General features: G+C 67.5%; 13 protein-coding genes. 8 read left to right on the forward strand and 5 right to left on the reverse strand.

What is annotated here, in order from left to right:
* Window positions 1-60: 60 nt before the first annotated feature.
* From MOX01_RS09835 to MOX01_RS09850, 4 genes are read left to right on the forward strand one after another with little or no spacing between them, the layout of a single operon-like run.
* A complete protein-coding gene (locus MOX01_RS09835; RefSeq protein ID WP_058631777.1) occupies window positions 61-300 on the forward strand; it encodes a hypothetical protein in 240 nt (79 codons plus the stop codon).
* 2 nt (window positions 301-302) lie between these two features.
* Complete coding sequence (glnA, locus tag MOX01_RS09840) at window positions 303-1,640, forward strand: type I glutamate--ammonia ligase (RefSeq protein ID WP_046749109.1); 1,338 nt, start codon at window positions 303-305, stop codon at window positions 1,638-1,640.
* 8 nt (window positions 1,641-1,648) lie between these two features.
* Window positions 1,649-4,624, forward strand: a complete 2,976-nt coding sequence (locus MOX01_RS09845) for a bifunctional [glutamine synthetase] adenylyltransferase/[glutamine synthetase]-adenylyl-L-tyrosine phosphorylase (protein ID WP_141369454.1) — start codon at window positions 1,649-1,651, stop codon at window positions 4,622-4,624.
* A gap of 50 nt (window positions 4,625-4,674) precedes the next feature.
* Entirely contained in the window at window positions 4,675-5,595 is a 921-nt protein-coding gene (locus MOX01_RS09850) for a diacylglycerol/lipid kinase family protein (protein WP_141369456.1), read from the forward strand.
* Window positions 5,596-5,618: 23 nt separating this feature from the next.
* Here MOX01_RS09850 and MOX01_RS09855 read toward each other — a convergent pair whose 3' ends face one another.
* A complete protein-coding gene (locus MOX01_RS09855) occupies window positions 5,619-6,743 on the reverse strand; it encodes an AI-2E family transporter (RefSeq protein ID WP_230977899.1) in 1,125 nt (374 codons plus the stop codon).
* A gap of 129 nt (window positions 6,744-6,872) precedes the next feature.
* Between MOX01_RS09855 and MOX01_RS09860 the strand changes: the two genes are divergently transcribed.
* Window positions 6,873-8,204, forward strand: coding sequence for a DUF1254 domain-containing protein (locus MOX01_RS09860; RefSeq protein ID WP_141369457.1), 1,332 nt, complete (start codon window positions 6,873-6,875; stop codon window positions 8,202-8,204).
* 73 nt (window positions 8,205-8,277) lie between these two features.
* On the opposite strand, the gene glnA (MOX01_RS09865) is transcribed toward MOX01_RS09860, so the two are convergent.
* Entirely contained in the window at window positions 8,278-9,702 is a 1,425-nt protein-coding gene (gene glnA, locus MOX01_RS09865) for a type I glutamate--ammonia ligase (protein WP_046749104.1), read from the reverse strand.
* A gap of 147 nt (window positions 9,703-9,849) precedes the next feature.
* On the opposite strand from glnA (MOX01_RS09865), the gene MOX01_RS09870 reads away from it, so the two are divergent.
* Window positions 9,850-10,278 carry an RDD family protein gene (locus tag MOX01_RS09870; protein ID WP_046749103.1) on the forward strand — a complete coding sequence of 143 codons (429 nt, stop codon included), beginning with the start codon at window positions 9,850-9,852 and terminating at the stop codon, window positions 10,276-10,278.
* 18 nt (window positions 10,279-10,296) lie between these two features.
* Here the strand turns inward: MOX01_RS09870 and MOX01_RS09875 are convergent, their stop codons facing one another.
* A complete protein-coding gene (locus tag MOX01_RS09875) occupies window positions 10,297-10,788 on the reverse strand; it encodes an ATP-dependent zinc protease family protein (RefSeq protein WP_171010949.1) in 492 nt (163 codons plus the stop codon).
* 20 nt (window positions 10,789-10,808) lie between these two features.
* Between MOX01_RS09875 and MOX01_RS09880 the strand changes: the two genes are divergently transcribed.
* A complete protein-coding gene (locus MOX01_RS09880; RefSeq protein ID WP_045264814.1) occupies window positions 10,809-11,996 on the forward strand; it encodes a RimK family alpha-L-glutamate ligase in 1,188 nt (395 codons plus the stop codon).
* A gap of 64 nt (window positions 11,997-12,060) precedes the next feature.
* On the opposite strand, the gene MOX01_RS09885 is transcribed toward MOX01_RS09880, so the two are convergent.
* Window positions 12,061-12,771, reverse strand: coding sequence for a DUF4191 domain-containing protein (locus MOX01_RS09885; RefSeq protein WP_141369459.1), 711 nt, complete (start codon window positions 12,769-12,771; stop codon window positions 12,061-12,063).
* A gap of 162 nt (window positions 12,772-12,933) precedes the next feature.
* Here MOX01_RS09885 and MOX01_RS09890 point away from each other — a divergent pair, with 162 nt between their 5' ends.
* Entirely contained in the window at window positions 12,934-14,394 is a 1,461-nt protein-coding gene (locus MOX01_RS09890) for a hypothetical protein (RefSeq protein WP_141369461.1), read from the forward strand.
* 10 nt (window positions 14,395-14,404) lie between these two features.
* On the opposite strand, the gene sucB is transcribed toward MOX01_RS09890, so the two are convergent.
* Window positions 14,405-16,174: a 2-oxoglutarate dehydrogenase, E2 component, dihydrolipoamide succinyltransferase gene (sucB, locus tag MOX01_RS09895; RefSeq protein WP_141369463.1), complete on the reverse strand. Its 1,770-nt coding sequence runs from the start codon at window positions 16,172-16,174 to the stop codon at window positions 14,405-14,407.
* Between the last annotated feature and the right edge of the window lie 19 nt (window positions 16,175-16,193).

The raw sequence follows: 16,193 nt of genomic DNA on the forward strand, positions 1-16,193 counted from the left end.
GCTTAGCGACCGCGGTGCACGCCAGTAGGATCGATGACATCACGTGAAGAAGGGGCAGACATGTCTGACGGTGACCACAAGTACTGGTACAACTCCACGACCGGCGAGATCGAGTTCGGGATGATCTCGCCCTCCATCGACCGCATCGGTCCGTTCGACACCGAGGCTGAGGCCCGTCGTGCTCCGGAGGTCGTCAAAGAGCGTTCGCGCGCCTGGGCCGAGGAAGAGGCCGTCGAGCAGGGCTGGGACGTCAAGGGCCCCCAGAACACGGGCGACGCAAAGGGCCAGGGCGCAGAGTAGCCATGGACAAGCAGAGGGACTTCGTCCTCCGGACCATCGAGGAGCGCGGCGTCAAGTTCGTGCGACTGTGGTTCACCGACGTGATCGGCACTCTCAAGTCGGTGGCCATCGCGCCGGCCGAGGTCGAGGGTGCTTTCGCGGAGGGAATCGGGTTCGACGGTTCGGCGATCGAGGGGCTGACACGCACCTACGAGTCCGACCTGCTCGCCCAGCCCGATCCGACGACGTTCCAGACGCTGCCCTGGCGCGGCGAGATCGACCCGACCGCGCGCATGTTCTGCGACCTGACGACTCCCGACGGCCAGCCCGCCGTCGCCGATCCCCGTCACGTGCTCAAGCGCACGCTCGCGAAGGCCGCTGACGCCGGGTTCACGTTCTACACGCACCCCGAGATCGAGTTCTACCTGCTCAAGTCCTCGTCGTTCGGGCCGGAGGGGCCCGTGCCCGTCGACTCGGCGGGCTACTTCGACAACGTGCCTGGCGGCACCGCGCACGATTTCCGTCGCCGTTCGGTCCGGATGCTGGAAGACCTCGGCATCTCGGTCGAGTTCAGTCACCACGAGGGCGGGCCCGGTCAGAACGAGATCGACCTCCGCTACGCGGACGCCCTCACCACGGCCGACAACATCATGACCTTCCGGACGGTGATCAAGGAGGTGGCGATCGAGCAGGGCGTCTATGCGACGTTCATGCCGAAGCCGCTCAGCGACCAGCCCGGAAGCGGTATGCACACGCACATGTCACTGTTCGAGGGCGACCAGAACGCCTTCTACGAAGAGGGCGCGAAGTACCAGCTGTCGAAGACGGGCCGGCACTTCATCGCGGGCCTCCTGCGTCACGCGAACGAGATCTCCGCGGTCACCAACCAGTTCGTCAACTCGTACAAGCGGCTCTGGGGCGGCGACGAGGCACCGAGCTTCGTCACCTGGGGCCACGCGAACCGTTCCGCACTCGTCCGCGTGCCGATGTACAAGCCGAACAAGAGCCAGTCGTCCCGCGTGGAGTACCGCGGCATCGATTCCGCGTCGAACCCCTACCTCGCCTACGCGCTCCTGCTCGCAGCCGGGCTCAAGGGCATCGAGGAGGGATACGATCTGCCGCCGGAGGCCGAGAACAACGTGTGGTCGCTGAGCGACGCCGAGCGGCGAGCTCTCGGTTACGAGGCACTGCCGGCGAGTCTCGACCACGCCCTGGAGTACATGGAGGCGTCCGAGCTCGTCGCGGAGACTCTGGGCGAACAGGTCTTCAACTACGTGCTGCTCAACAAGCGCAAGGAATGGGAGGCCTACCGCGGTCAGGTCACCCCGTTCGAGCTGAAGAGCAACCTCGAGCTGCTCTGACCCGCCCGATGGCGCGTCCTGACGATTCGGTCTCCCTCTCCGCCCTCGCCAGGCTCGGCTTCTCCGAGCTGAGCGAGGCCGCGGCAGGCCTCGCTGAGCTGGCGGAGATTCTCGATCAGCCGCGGACGGTGCTGCTCGAGGCTGCCGATGCCGCGGATCCCGATGCCGCCGTCCGCGGGCTGCTCCGCGTGGCGCGTCGGGATGAGTCGTCATTGCGCGGGCTCCTCGTCGACGAGGAGACCCGCCGCGGTGTCTGGCGGGTCTTCGGCGCCTCGGAGGGACTCGCCGAGTTCTTCCTCCGTCACCCGGACCAGCTGAGCGTCCTGGAAGCACCCCGCGATGCACTGCCATCGGCCGAGGAGCTCCAGGAGCGGCTGCTGGCCTCAGTCGGTGCGTGCGACGGGTTCGCGCAGTCGGGTGGGGACGACGCGGTCGTCGCGCTCAGAGTCGCCTACCGACGAAATCTCGCTGCCATCGCCGCGTTCGACCTCTCGCGCACGGCACCGGAGATGGCAGTAGGCCCCGTGTCGGCAGCGCTGGCCGACCTCGCGGGTGCTGCCCTGGAGGCGTCGCTCGCGGTGGCGCGGACCCGGGTGCAGGAGTCGATGGGGCGGGATGAGGTGGCGGCGACCCGTCTCGCCATCATCGGAATGGGAAAAGCCGGCGCTCGGGAGTTGAACTACGTCAGCGACGTCGACGTGATCTTCGTGGGCGGCAGCAGCGACGAAGAGATCGTCACGGAGGCGCGTGCCATCGACATCGCGACCAGGCTCGCGCGCGAGACCATGCGGAACCTCGACGCGATCGAGGTGGAACCGCCGCTCTGGGAGGTCGATGCCGCGCTGCGTCCAGAGGGCAAGCAAGGTGCTCTGGTCCGCTCGCTCGCATCCCATCTCGCGTACTACGACCGCTGGGCCAAGAGCTGGGAGTTCCAGGCTCTGCTCAAGGCGCGTCCCCTCGCCGGAGATGCGGAACTCGGGGCGGAGTACATCGCCGCGGTGCAGCCGAAGGTCTGGTCCAGTGCCGCGCGGCAGGACTTCGTCGAGAGCGTGCAGCGCATGCGGGAGCGCGTGATGGAGCACATCGACCCGGACGACGCTCCGTATCAGCTGAAGCTCGGGGCGGGTGGGCTTCGCGACATCGAGTTCACCGTGCAGCTGCTGCAGCTCGTCCACGGACTCACCGACGAGTCGCTGCGCACGCGCGGGACCCTCGAGAGCCTCGATGCGCTCGTCGAGGGCGGTTACATCGGGCGGGTCGATGCGGCGGCGTTCGCCGAGGACTACCGCCTGCTCCGGCTCATGGAGCATCGCCTCCAGCTGAGAGAGCTCAGCCGCACGCATCTGATGCCTCGGACTCCGGCAGGCCTGCGGATCCTGGCGAGGGGCACACGCCTCGCGGAGAGCGGTGACAGTGTGTGGGCCCGCTGGGAGAGCGTCCGGCGGGAGGTGCGCGAGATCCATACGCGCCTGTTCTACCGTCCACTGCTGAGCGCTGTCGCCGGTCTGCCGGAAGAGGAGCGGACCCTCTCCGCCGCTCAGGCGCACGACCGCCTGGCAGCCATCGGCTTCCGGGATCCGGCGGGCGCACTCCGCCACATCGGTGCGCTCACGAGCGGGCTCAGCCGCAAGGCGACCATCCAGCGACACCTGATGCCCATCATGGTGCGGTGGTTCGCCGACGGAAGCGATCCTGACTACGCGCTCCTCGCCTTCCGCCGCATCAGCGAGCGTCTCGGAGACACCCCGTGGTTCCTCAGGATGCTGCGCGATTCGTCGGGGGCGGCGGAGAGCCTCACCCGCCTGCTGTCCTCTTCCCGGTACATCGGCGAGCTCCTGGAGTGGATCCCGGAATCCGTGGCCTGGCTGGACAACGCTGGGCGGCTGCGCCCGCGCGGGGCCGCAGCCCTCGACGAAGAGGCCAGAGCGATCCAGACGCGCCATGAGACGATCGGCGATGCGCTGCGGGCCGTCAGGGCGCTGCGGAGGAGAGAGCTCCTGCGCACGGCCATGGGGGCGGTGCTCGATGTCCTCACGATCGAAGAGGTCGCCACCGCACTCACGGAGATCACCGAGGCGACGATCCAGGCCGCTCTCCGCGCGGTGATGCGCGAAGTCGTCCCGGTCGATGACGAGGCGCTCGACTTCGCCGTCATCGCGATGGGGCGCTTCGGCGGTGCCGAGCTGGGGTTCGGATCCGACGCCGACATCCTGTACGTCTACGACGCGAACGGTGTCGATCCCCAGCGCGCGCAGAAGCTCGCGACGCAGATCGTGGCCGGCCTCCGCGAGCACCTGACCGATCACCGGCTGCCGCTCGACCTCGATGCCGATCTGAGGCCGGAGGGGCGGAACGGTCCGATCGTCCGCTCCATCGAGGCATACGCGGAGTACTACCGCCGCTGGTCGCTGTCGTGGGAGGCCCAGGCGCTGCTCCGGGCGCGCGGAGTGGCGGGCAGCGCGAAGCTGATCGCCCGGTTCACGGCGCTTGCCGACACGATCCGCTACCCGGAGTCCATCGACCTCCAGGGCACCCGCGAGATCAAGCGCATCAAAGCGCGGGTCGAGGGGGAACGGCTGCCGCAGGGTGCTGATCCCCGTCGCCACCTGAAGCTCGGCCCCGGCTCACTGAGCGATGTGGAGTGGCTGGTCCAGCTCCTCCAGCTGCAGCATGCGCACGGTGTTCCCGGGCTGCGCACGACCTCGACGCTCGGTGCGCTCGAAGCCGCCGTCGCGGCCGATCTGGTCGCAGAGGAGGACGCCGCGCGTCTTCGCGCGGCGTGGCTGCTGTCTAGTCGTCTCAGGTCAGCGATCACTCTGCTGACCGGGCAGACCAGCGACGTGCTCCCCGCCGATCGCCGTCAGCTCGATGCGATCGGTCGTCTGCTCGGCTATCCCGATCGCTCCGCCACAGAACTCGAGGAGGACTACCTCGGGGTGACCCGGCGCGCCAGGAAGACCTTCGAGCAGCTCTTCTACGGGTGAGTCGAGAGCGTCGGTTTGCGGTATCGCGTGTCGTGTCCCAAGCTGACGATATGACCAACGCGCGAATCGGCATCGTCTGGAACCCTTCGAAGGTCGAGCAGGAGGTCCTGCAAGCCGCGGTGAGCGAAGTGTTCGACGACGGGTACGACATCCGCTGGTGGGAGACGACCCCCGAGGACCCGGGTCGCGGCATGGCTCGCCAGGCGCGTGAAGACGGCCGCGACATCGTGGTCGCCGTCGGGGGAGACGGCACGGTACGCGCGGTCGCCGAGTCGTTGGCGGGTTCCGAGACTGCGCTCGGGATCGTCCCGCAGGGGACCGGCAACCTCCTCGCGCGGAACCTCGAGGTACCGCTGAACAACGTGAAGGCCGCACTGGAGCGGGTGCGCGACGCCGAGCCCCGTCGCATCGACCTCGGCTGGGTGTCGTACGACGGAACCGAGCACGCGTTCGCCGTGATGGTCGGATTCGGGGTCGACGCCCAGATGCTGGTGGAGACCGACGACGACCTCAAGTCCAAGGCGGGCTGGCTCGCCTATGTCGAGGCCATGGGACGCGCTCTCGCCGGTACCGAGATGACCGACATCACCCTCACGATCGACGGGGAGAAGGCCGTCGCGGTGCGGGGCCACACCATGTTGATCGGCAACTGCGGGATGGTGCAGGGCGGCATCAGACTGCTGCCGGACGCCGTGCTGGACGACGGCAAGCTCGACGTGCTGATGATCAGCGCCGACGGCGCGCTGCAGTGGCTCGATACGCTGCGATCATTCGTGTGGGACAACGGCATCCGTCGCCTGTTCGGCGCGACGGATGAGGCCGTCAGCACCGACTCGGCACGTCACCTCCCGGTGGAGACCATCTCCGTCGAGCTCAAGACGCCTCTCGTGTTCGAGATCGACGGAGAGGAGATGGGCGAGGTCTCGGCATTCGACGTCCGCGTCGAGGCCGACGCTCTCCTCGTCCGCTGAGGGCGCCCCGGTAGGAGCCGTGATCAGCGCGCCGATGCCGGCGGGACGATCTTCCTGTCCTGGGCCGGGAACGTCACCTTCTGCACGATGATGATGATGCTCGCGGCGACGGGGATCGCCACGAGGGCTCCCAGGATACCGCCGAGTGCACCGCCGGCGACGGCGGCGATGACGACGAGCGCTCCCGGCACCGCGACGGCCTTGCTCATGATCCGCGGCGAGAGGATGTAGGCCTCGATCTGCATGTAGATCAGGTAGTAGATGATCGCGATGAGCGCCGTCACGGGGGAGACGAAGAGGCAGATCAGAGAGTTGATGATCGACGCCGTCAGCGTTCCCACCAACGGGATCATCGACCCGATGAAGGCGATGAGTGCGAGCAGCGCCGGAACGGGCGCGCCGATGATGGTGAGGAAGATCAGGCTCAGGATGCCGTTGATCAGCGCAAGGCTGGCCTGGCCCATCACATAGCGGCCCACGGCCCCGGAGACGTCCTCGAGGAGGCCGCTGAAGGTGTCCCGCTGGTACGCCGGGACGAAGCGTGCCGCGAGGTGCTTCATGCTGCGCAGCGATGCCATGAAGTACAGCGTCAGGATCAGGACGATGGTGACACCGGTGAACCCGCCGGCGATACCGGCGCCGACCGCGAAGACGCCGCCGCCGATGTCGAAGAAGTTGTTGGGATCCTTGAAGAACCCGAGGACGCCCTGAACGGCGTCGTCGATGGTGCCGAACTGGCTGCTGACGTCCTTGTACCAGGCGCTGGCCATGAAGTCCTCGACCATCTTCGGCCCGTCCTTGATCAGGTTGCCGACCTGTTCCACGAGGAGCGGGACGATGGCGAGGATGATGCCGGCGAACGCGAGGAGCACAGCAGCGACGACGATGGCTACGGCGGCGGCGCGCGGGAGCTTCTTCTCGATGAACGAGACGATCGGGTCGAGGCCGAGGGCCAGGAAGACCGCCACTCCGATGTAGACGAAGACGGTCGCGAGCTGGCCGATCACTCCGCCGATGGCCAGGGCGACCAGCACCCCGAGGGCGCCCAGCAGGCCGAACATGAACGGGTTGGTCCTCGCATATGCGACGACCGCGTTCGAGGGCTGAGACGGTGCGGCGGCGACCGGCGTGTGTGCGTCGGTGTTCACGATGACTCTTCTACGGCGCATGGTTCCCCCGGTCGATGCTCAGACTCACCAGTTGATCACTCGCGAGTCCACCGGGTCAAGCCGGGAACGGGCACTGGCGCGCCCCCTCGTTCGACGAGAAGATGAGCCATGACCGAACACGCTCCCCACCGCGACGCCCTCGCCGTCACCGCCTACCTGTATGCCTTCCCGCTGGTATTCAATCTCGGACAGGTTCGACGTTCGGTGCAGAACGGCATCGGCACCATGGCGGCGACCCCTCTCAACGCCATCGCCCACGCCCGCACGCTCGCGAGCGCAGACGACGACTTCGTCTCGATCAACAACGACACGGTGTACTCCTTCGCGCAGATCGATCTGAGCGCTGGTCCCGTACGGCTGCATCTGCCGGACGCGGGGGATCGGTATCACGTGATGCAGTTCGTCGATGCGTGGACGAACAACTTCGCGTACGTGGGCACCCGTGCGACAGGCGGAGGGGCGAAGGACGTGGTCCTGCGGGGACCGTCGACTCGGTCCGAGACGCAGGCCGTCCCCGACGTCATCGAGATCGATGCGCCGACGGATGTCGTCTCGCTCGTCGGTCGCTGGGCCGTCGACGGCGATGCTGATCTTCCGGCCGTTCACGCGCTGCAGGACGCGATGTCGCTGAGCGGAGTTGCCGGACAGGGGCTTCCCGACGCCGCGCCGCAGGGATCCGAGGCTCTGGACTTCTGGGAGCAGTTCCGCGTGTGGTCGCGGGCCTTCCCCGGCGCGGCGCGAGACCGTGCGCTCGAGGCCACGTTCGTCGAACTCGGGATCACCGGCGAGGCTCCGGTCGGCGGACTCGGCGAGACCGCCGTGGCCCGTCTCGAGGATGCGTTCGCGGAGGGAAGCGCTGCGCTCGATGCGATCCTTCAGTCCGGATCCGCTCCCGTGATCAACGGCTGGCAGATGACTCTGCATGTGTTCGACTACAACCTCGACTTCTTCCAGATCGGTGCACTGGACGACCCTCAGTGGAAAGCACCCGAGGGGCTTCAGCGCCTGGCTCTGCGAGCAGGATCGGCCAAGGCGGGGCTCTGGGGCAATCACGGCTACGAGGCGGCGTACATCATGACGTACGTCGATGATCGCGGGGAGCAGCTCACCGGGGAGAGGAACTACACCCTCCACCTCGCGCCGCCGCCCCCGGTCGGCGCGTTCTGGTCCGTGACGATGTACTCGTTGCCGGAGTTCTTCCTGGTGGACAACCCGATCGACCGATATTCGCTCGGGGACCGGACGCCGGGAATCGTCTATGGAGACGACGGCTCGCTGACCATCACCATGAGCCATTCCGCACCCGAGGACTCCCTGGCGCGGGCCAACTGGCTGCCGACGCCGTCCGGAGAGTTCCGGCCGATCATCCGCATGTACATCCCGGGGGAGGCGGTGCTGAACGGGACCTACGAGCCCCCGGCGATCGTCCGCACCGCGTGATGTCGTCCGGGATCACGACGAACGCCCGCCAGGAGGACCCTGGCGGGCGTTCGTCGTCGCTTCGAAAGGGCGATCAGACCCCGAAGTACAGCTCGTACTCGAACGGGTGCGGACGCTGCGCCATCGGCAGGATCTCGTTCTCGTACTTGTAGGAGATCCAGGTCTCGATGAGCTCCTTGGTGAACACGCCGCCTTCGAGGAGGAACTGGTGGTCGGCAGCCAGGGCGTCCAGCGAGTCGAGCAGCGAGTTCGGGACCTGCGGGATGTCCTTGGCCTCCTCGGGGGGAAGCTCGTAGAGGTCCTTGTCGACCGGCTCGTGCGGCTCGATGCGGTTCTTGATTCCGTCGAGGCCTGCCATGAGCTGCGCGGCGAAGGCGAGGTAGGGGTTGCCCGAAGCATCCGGTGCGCGGAACTCGATGCGCTTCGCCTTCGGGTTCGAGCCCGTGATCGGGATACGGATCGCGGCGGAGCGGTTGCCGGCCGAGTAGACCAGGTTGACGGGAGCTTCGAAGCCCTTGACCAGACGGTGGTAGCTGTTCAGCGTCGGGTTGGTGAAGGCGAGCAGGGCGGGCGCGTGCGCCAGGATGCCGCCGATGTACCAGCGCGCGATGTCGCTGAGCTGGCCGTAGCCGGCCTCGTCGTAGAACAGCGGCTTGCCGTCGTTCCACAGCGACTGGTGCGTGTGCATTCCCGAGCCGTTGTCACCGTAGAGGGGCTTGGGCATGAAGGTCGCGACCTTGCCCCACTCCTCGGCCGTGTTCTTGACGATGTACTTGAACTTCAGGATGTCGTCAGCCGCGTGCACCATGGTGTCGAAGCGGTAGTTGATCTCCTGCTGGCCGCCCGTGCCGACCTCGTGGTGCGAGCGCTCGAGGATGAAACCGGCGTCGATCAGCTTGAGGGTGATGTCGTCACGGAGGTCGGCCGTCTTGTCGACCGGGCTGACCGGGAAGTACCCGCCCTTGTAGGGGGTCTTGTTCCCGAGATTGCCGCCCTCCTCCTCGCGACCGGTGTTCCAGGCGCCCTCTTCGGAGTCGACGCTGTAGAAGCTGGAGTTCGAGGTGACGTTGTAGCGGACGTCGTCGAAGATGTAGAACTCGGCCTCGGGGGCGAAGAACGCGGTGTCGGCGATGCCGGTCGAGGCCAGGTACTTCTCGGCCTTCTTGGCGACCTGACGCGGGTCCTTGGAGTAGATCTCGCCGGTGCGCGGGTTGTAGATGTCGAAGAGCATGACGAGCGTGCTCGCCTCGCGGAACGGGTCGACGTACGCCGTCGTGACGTCGGGGATGAGCTGCATGTCGGACTCATGGATGCTCGCGAAGCCGCGGATCGAGGAGCCGTCGAACAGCTGACCGTCGGTGAAGAAAGCCTCGTCGACCGTCGATGCAGGAATGTTGAAGTGCTGCTGTACACCCGGGAGGTCGGTGAAACGGATGTCAAGGAACTTGACGTCGTTCTCCTTGATGTAGGTCAGTACCTCGGACGAATCTTTGAACATGTACGACTCCTGTAATGCGGATCGATGGCTTCACGGCCACTCTGCAGAGTACGGACGGGGGATTTCTCTACGGTATCCGCTTTGTTTCGGGCGTGTTACGAGCGTGAGGGCGTCAGCACGTCATTTCACGCTCGGTAGGCTGGGGGAGTGACGGATGCAGTGAACGCGTACCCCGGTGAACGACTCGGACTCCCCGAATCCGGTTCGGGGAGCATCGCCCGTCCCGGCCGCCGGATCGGCGCCCTTCTGATCGATTACACGGCGGCGACGATCATCGCCACCGGATTCCTCGGGTTCAATCAGTTCGCCCTGCCGACGGAAGCGGGTCTGACCCAGTTCGCCCCGATGCTGGTGTTCGCCGTGCTGCAGATCGTCTTCATCCCGACCGCAGGCGGCAGCCCGGGGCACCGCATCCTCGGCATGCGTCTCGCCCGTCTCGACGGGAGCTGGGTCGGGCTGTGGCGCCCGATCGTCCGCACGCTCCTGCTCGTGGTCGTCGTACCCGCCGTGATCTGGGACGCCGACCAGCGCGGTCTGCACGACAAGGCGGTCGGCACGGTTCTCATCCGCACCTGACGGCTCCGCCCGACGGAGTCAGTCGCGGCCGCGGTTGCGCCGACGCGCCTCGCGCGGTGCTCGTCCGCCGAGGAAGGAACGGGCGGGGTCGACGATGTAGCCGCGGCGCAGGGCTTCACGCCCGATGAGCATCCGGAAGCCCATCTCGTCACGGTTGCTCAGCGTGACCTCCGCGAGCACTTCGCGATCCACGAGCCGGATCAGAAGCTCGACCACGAGCCGCTCCTGGGCATGCCCTGACGAGCTCCGCACGGCACGACGGTCGTGGATCGGGCACTCGACCACGACCGCGTCCTCCTGGCTGTCCTGCCAGGGTTTGACCTTGAAACGGACCCAGGGCTCGTCGTCCTGCTCGAACTCCACGATGTCGAAAGCGTGCAGCGATGAGGTGCGCGCACCCGTGTCGATCTTGGCCTTCAGCCAATCCACCCCGAGATCGGGCAGGCTCACCCATTCTCGCCACCCCGTAAGGGTGTTTGAATGGGGGGTAGTCCTACTCACCTGATACATCCTGGCAGGAAAAACCCCCCGTGAAGATCGCAGTGCTCTCCCGCGCGCCGCAGGCGTACTCCACCCAGCGTCTGCGTGCAGCCGCGCTCCAACGAGGGCACAACGTCAAGGTGCTCAACACGCTGCGCTTCGCCATCGACCTCACGGCCGATGAACCGGACCTGCATTACCGCGGACGACAGCTCAGCGACTACGACGCGATCCTCCCTCGCATCGGGAACTCGATCACCTACTTCGGCACGGCCGTCGTGCGTCAGTTCGAGCAGATGGACGTCTACACGCCGAACACCGCCAACGGCATCTCGAGCGCCCGTGACAAGCTCCGCGCGAATCAGATCCTCTCGCGCCACAACATCGCGATGCCGCCGACGGCCTTCGTGCGCAACCGCGCGGATGTGCGACCGGCGATCGAACGGGTCGGCGGAGCCCCGGTCGTCATCAAGCTGCTCGAGGGCACCCAGGGAATCGGGGTGATCCTCGCTCCGCAGGTGAAGGTCGCCGAGGCGATCATCGAGACCCTGCACTCGACCAAGCAGAACGTGCTGATCCAGAAGTTCATCGCGGAGAGCCGCGGACGCGACATCAGAGCGCTGGTCGTCGGCGACCGCGTCGTCGCCGCGATGCGACGTTCCGCTGCCGGTGACGAGTTCCGATCGAACGTGCACCGAGGAGGGTCCGTCGAGGCGGTCGAACTCGATCCCGTCTACGAGCGCGCGGCGGTGCGCTCGGCGCAGATCATGGGCCTGCGGGTCGCGGGTGTCGACATGCTCGAGGGCGAAGACGGTCCGCTGGTCATGGAGGTCAACTCCTCGCCCGGACTCCAGGGCATCGAGACCGCGACGAAGCTCGATGTCGCTGGTGCCATCATCGACTACATCGCGGGGCAGGTCGCTTTCCCTGAGATCGACGTGCGCCAGCGTCTCACGGTCTCGACGGGCTACGGTGTCGCCGAGCTCATGGTGCACGGTGCGGTCGACCTGGTCGGGAAGACGCTGGGCGAGGCGGGACTGTGGGAGCGGGACATCACGGTCCTCACGCTGCACCGCGGCGTCAGCGTGATCCCGAATCCCCGCAAGCACGTCGTGCTCGAAGCCGACGACCGGCTGTTCTGCTTCGGCAAGCTCGACGAGATGCGATCGATGGTCCCGGAACGTCGGCGTCGTCGGGCGAAAGTCCGTCGTCTGCCTCGGCAGCCGCTCTCCGAGTGAACGAGAGAGCGCGGCCGTCCTCGAAGGAGGACGGCCGCGCTCTTGAGTCGTGCGGTGCGTGCGATCAGCGCGGACGCTGAGAGCGCACCTTCGTCGGGTCGATGCCCTTCGGGATCGGCAGCGAGGAAAGCGACTGCGACACCGAGTCGACGCGACGGATGACCGCGGCCATCGTCGCCTTGTCGATCGCCTTGGGGAGCTTCTTGATCGTCTTCGAGAGGTCGGCGATCGCGACTTCGTCGTCACCGTGTCCGACGTACAGAACGGTGATCGGGACGCCGTGCGCGACGCGCTGGGCCTTGCTGCGCTCCTCGTTCACGAGACGGGTCAGTCGTCCGCGTGCGCCTTCGCCGACGATGACGATGCCGCCGCGGCCGATGGTGCGGTAGACAGCTTCCTGCGTCTTCGGGTTGATGCCGACGGGAGTCTCCGAGGCCTGCCAACTGCGACCAAGGCTGGTGCTCAGCACGTGGCCGGTCGCACCGGGCATGCCGTCGATCTTGCTGTACATGGCAGAGGTCGAGAGCCGCGTCATCAGGAACAGGGCGCCGAGGATGCCGAGCATCAGACCCGTGATGCCCCACAGGACGAGCGTCCATACCTGGAAGGGAGGGATCAGATAACCCGCGACGAGCCCGAGCAGGACGCCGCCGATGAGGATCGCAGCCTGTGCCCACGGCAGCCAGGAGTAGGCCTCACGTGTGAACCGGAAGAGGGACTTGATCTGGGAGAAGAACCCAGGACGCTTTTCGGGTTCAGGAGCACGCTTTGCCATGAGCACCAGCCTACCGAGTCTGACGACCTCGTGATGTCGGCGTTCGCGTGGAGCGGAGCGGCCGGATTCCACTCCTCCTGCACTGCAGAGGCATCAGAGAGGATCCGTCCCGACGCTCCGCCCTGGCGGCTTCCGGGAGGATCTCCGCGGTGAGATGGAGGAATGGAAGACATCGCGATCGACGACGGTCGAGGAACGCCGCTCGTTCCGCGGGCGCACCGTGTGGTGCGCACCCTCGATCCCGCGGAGGGGCCCTTCTCGGGCACGCTCGTGACCCACGGCGATGAGGTGGTCGTCAGAGTGGATGTCGCGCGCCTCGGCGGATGGGCGGGATGGCGCTACTCGGGGACGGAACACATCGCCGCTCCCATCGACGTCAGCCGGCGCCGGGATGGTCACGACGCGTTGCTCCCGTGGTGCACGGATCGGGTGCGCGGATACCTGGGCCGTCGAGAGGCAGCGGGATCGGGCATCACTGCGGGGGAGATCAGCACTCTCGTCGTCAGCCTCCTTCGTGGACTCGACGAGTTGGGAGAAGGGATCGATGGGGTGCACACGGGCACGTGGTGGCTCACCGACGGTGGGCGGCCTGTCTTCGTCATCGGGGAGGGCGCCGATGTCAGGGCCGGTGTGGTGGAGCTCGTCGAGCTTCTCGGCGATCAGACCGCGGACAAGGTGGTCCGTCGCGCCCTGTCGGGCATCGGAGAGGGGCTGCACAAGACTCTCGCTCAGCCGCGTCTGCCTCGCAAGCTCACGGAGGCATGGGAGACCATGGTGCTCGACGTCGCTGCGCCGCAGCCTCTCCGGCGCGAGTTCCACACCCCGGAGCGGGCTCGGGATGTCGCTCGGGCGGTCGGTCCCCGCGTCGCCGTGGCTCGGGAGAGAGCGCCGCTCCTGCGCGCGGACCGGGTCCGCCATCGGGACGCGGGTCGCACCCGCGCCATCAGCGCGATCGTCGACGTGGTGCAGAAGGCGATCATCGAGCTGCGCGCGCGCTCGGAGAGAGGGGCGCAACATCCTCACCGACGATCCACACGGCCGAGGAGGGGACGCGAGCGATCGACGGCTCGTTCGAAGGTCCGTCTGCGTTCCCTTGCCATCGCGGGAGGCGCCGCAGCGGCTGTGCTGGTGGGAGGACTGCTCCTTCCCGGTGGTGAGTCGGAGACAAGCGCCCGTGGCGCGCCCGGCAACACGGACACACCGGCGCCGGCATCCTCCGGGGAGGCGTCCGACGTCCCGACGCCCCGTGCGACGGATGTTGCGGAGAGCGAGGCCACGCAGCCGAGGTCTGCTGCGGCCGAAGATCCCGTCGCGGCGCTGTCAGCGCTCCTGCGGATCATCGCGCAGTGCAGCGCCGATGGAGACGGCGCGTGTCAGAGCGCCGTGGCCGGGAATGCGGAGGGGATCGTCGATGCGCTCAGCGCGAAGCCCCGCGTTCCGACGGCACCCGAGCTGGTCGATGCCTACGGCGACGTGGCGGTCATGCGATTGCGTGCGATCCCCGAGAGCGATGCGGGGATGGCCGACGCCGCGTCCTCGGACGAGACTATCGTCGTCCTTTTCCGCACAGACGAGAAATGGCTGATCCGCGACGTCTATGACGTCGCGGATCAGCCAGGATGACTCGTGTCGGTCAGGCTCCGAGCTGAGCGGCGAACTGCGCAGCCTCGAGGCGGGCCTTCACGGCGCCGAGGAAGCGTGCCGCGTCTGCGCCGTCGATGATCCGGTGGTCGTAGGACAGCGCGAGGTACACGTAGGACCGGACGGCGATCGCATCCGCGCCGCCCACCTTGACGAGTCCGGGGCGCTTGACGACGGTACCGGTGCCCAGGATCGCCGACTGCGGGAGGAAGACCACAGGCGTGTCGAACAGCGCGCCGCGGGAGCCCGTGTTGGTCAGCGTGAAAGTTCCGCCGGCCAGCTCGTCGGGCTTCAGCTTGTTGTCGCGGGTGCGAGCAGCCAGATCGGCGATCTCGTGCGCGATCTGCGCGATGTTCTTCGAGGCGGCGTCGCGCAGCACCGGCGTGAGCAGTCCACGCTCGGTGTCGACGGCGATCGAGACGTTCTCGCTGGCCGGGTAGACGATGTTCTCGCCGTCGACCGTCGCGTTCACGATCGGGAACGCCTGCAGCGCTTCTGCGGTTGCGAGCGCGAAGAACGGCAGGAAGGAGAGCTTGTCACCCGTCTTCTCGAGGAAAGAAGCCTTCACGCTGTCGCGGTAGTCGGCGAGTGCGGTGACATCGACCTCGACGACCGTGGTCAGCTGGGCCGTCTGCTGCATCGACTCGACGGCACGCTTCGCGAGGACCTTGCGAAGCCGCGACATCGGCTGTGTCGTGCCGCGCAACGGCGAGACCTCGAGCGGCGCGGGAGCAGCAGGAGCCGCGGCGGCGGGCGCTGCCGCCGCCGTCTCCGCAGCCTTCAGGACATCTTCCTTGCGGATGCGACCGCCGACACCGGTTCCGGTGACGGAAGCCAGGTCCACTCCCTGCTGGGAGGCCAGACGACGCACGAGCGGTGTGACGTAGAGGTTGTCGCTCTCGGTCGGGAGCGCGAGCTTCGCCTCGGCTGGCGTCGCAGCGGCGGGAGCCGGAGCAGCCGCAGGAGCCGGAGCGGCGGCAGGAGCCGGAGCGGCGGCAGGAGCCGGAGCAGCGGGCGCTTCGGCTGCGGGGGCGGGCGCGGGAGCCGCAGGCGCAGCGGGTGCCTCGGCTGCGGGCGCGGGAGCCGGGGTCTCAGCGGCGGGGGCAGCGCCGGAGCCGACGCGTGCGAGCACGGCGCCGACGGCGACCGTCTCGTCCTCGCCGGCCACGATCTCCTGAACCACACCGGCAACCGGCGACGGGATCTCGGTGTCGACCTTGTCGGTGGAGATCTCCAGAAGAGCCTCGTCTACGGCGACGCTGTCGCCGACCTGCTTGAGCCACCGGGTGACGGTGCCCTCGGTGACGCTCTCGCCCAGCTCGGGGAGCACGATGTCGGTGGTGTCGCCCGCGGGTGCGGCAGGAGCGGCCTCTGCGGCGGGCGCCGGTGCTTCTGCCGACGGTGCGGGAGCAGCCGGAGCGGCGTTCTCCGCAGGTGCGGCCTGCGCGGGGGCAGCCTCGGCGGGTGCGGCCTCGGCTTCAGGTGCCGCGGCTGCGGGCGCGTCTGCGGCGGGAGCCGCTCCGCTGCCGTCGCCGATGCGCGCGAGGAGCGCGCCGACCTCGACGGTCTCGTCTTCGGCCACGAGGATCTCCTCGATCACGCCGCTGACGGGGGAGGGGATCTCGGTGTCGACCTTGTCGGTCGAGATCTCGAGCAGGCCCTCGTCCGCCTGCACGGTGTCTCCCACCTGCTTGAGCCAGCGGGTGACCGTACCCTCTGTGACGCTCTCGCCGAGAGCGGGGAGGACGACGGATGTGCTCATGACTGAGTCTCCTTCAAGA

This window comes from Microbacterium oxydans, from assembly GCF_006540085.1.
GTDB classification, from domain to species: domain Bacteria; phylum Actinomycetota; class Actinomycetes; order Actinomycetales; family Microbacteriaceae; genus Microbacterium; species Microbacterium oxydans.

Excerpts from the sequence above, each read along its gene's own strand:
- MOX01_RS09835 (WP_058631777.1), top strand. The coding sequence starts at position 61 with ATGTCTGACGGTGACCACAAGTACTGGTACAACTCCACGACCGGCGAG.
- glnA (WP_046749109.1), top strand. The coding sequence starts at position 303 with ATGGACAAGCAGAGGGACTTCGTCCTCCGGACCATCGAGGAGCGCGGC.
- MOX01_RS09845 (WP_141369454.1), top strand. The coding sequence starts at position 1,649 with ATGGCGCGTCCTGACGATTCGGTCTCCCTCTCCGCCCTCGCCAGGCTC.
- MOX01_RS09850 (WP_141369456.1), top strand. The coding sequence starts at position 4,675 with ATGACCAACGCGCGAATCGGCATCGTCTGGAACCCTTCGAAGGTCGAG.
- MOX01_RS09860 (WP_141369457.1), top strand. The coding sequence starts at position 6,873 with ATGACCGAACACGCTCCCCACCGCGACGCCCTCGCCGTCACCGCCTAC.
- glnA (WP_046749104.1), bottom strand. The coding sequence starts at position 9,702 with ATGTTCAAAGATTCGTCCGAGGTACTGACCTACATCAAGGAGAACGAC.
- MOX01_RS09875 (WP_171010949.1), bottom strand. The coding sequence starts at position 10,788 with ATGTATCAGGTGAGTAGGACTACCCCCCATTCAAACACCCTTACGGGG.
- MOX01_RS09885 (WP_141369459.1), bottom strand. The coding sequence starts at position 12,771 with ATGGCAAAGCGTGCTCCTGAACCCGAAAAGCGTCCTGGGTTCTTCTCC.
- MOX01_RS09890 (WP_141369461.1), top strand. The coding sequence starts at position 12,934 with ATGGAAGACATCGCGATCGACGACGGTCGAGGAACGCCGCTCGTTCCG.
- sucB (WP_141369463.1), bottom strand. The coding sequence starts at position 16,174 with ATGAGCACATCCGTCGTCCTCCCCGCTCTCGGCGAGAGCGTCACAGAG.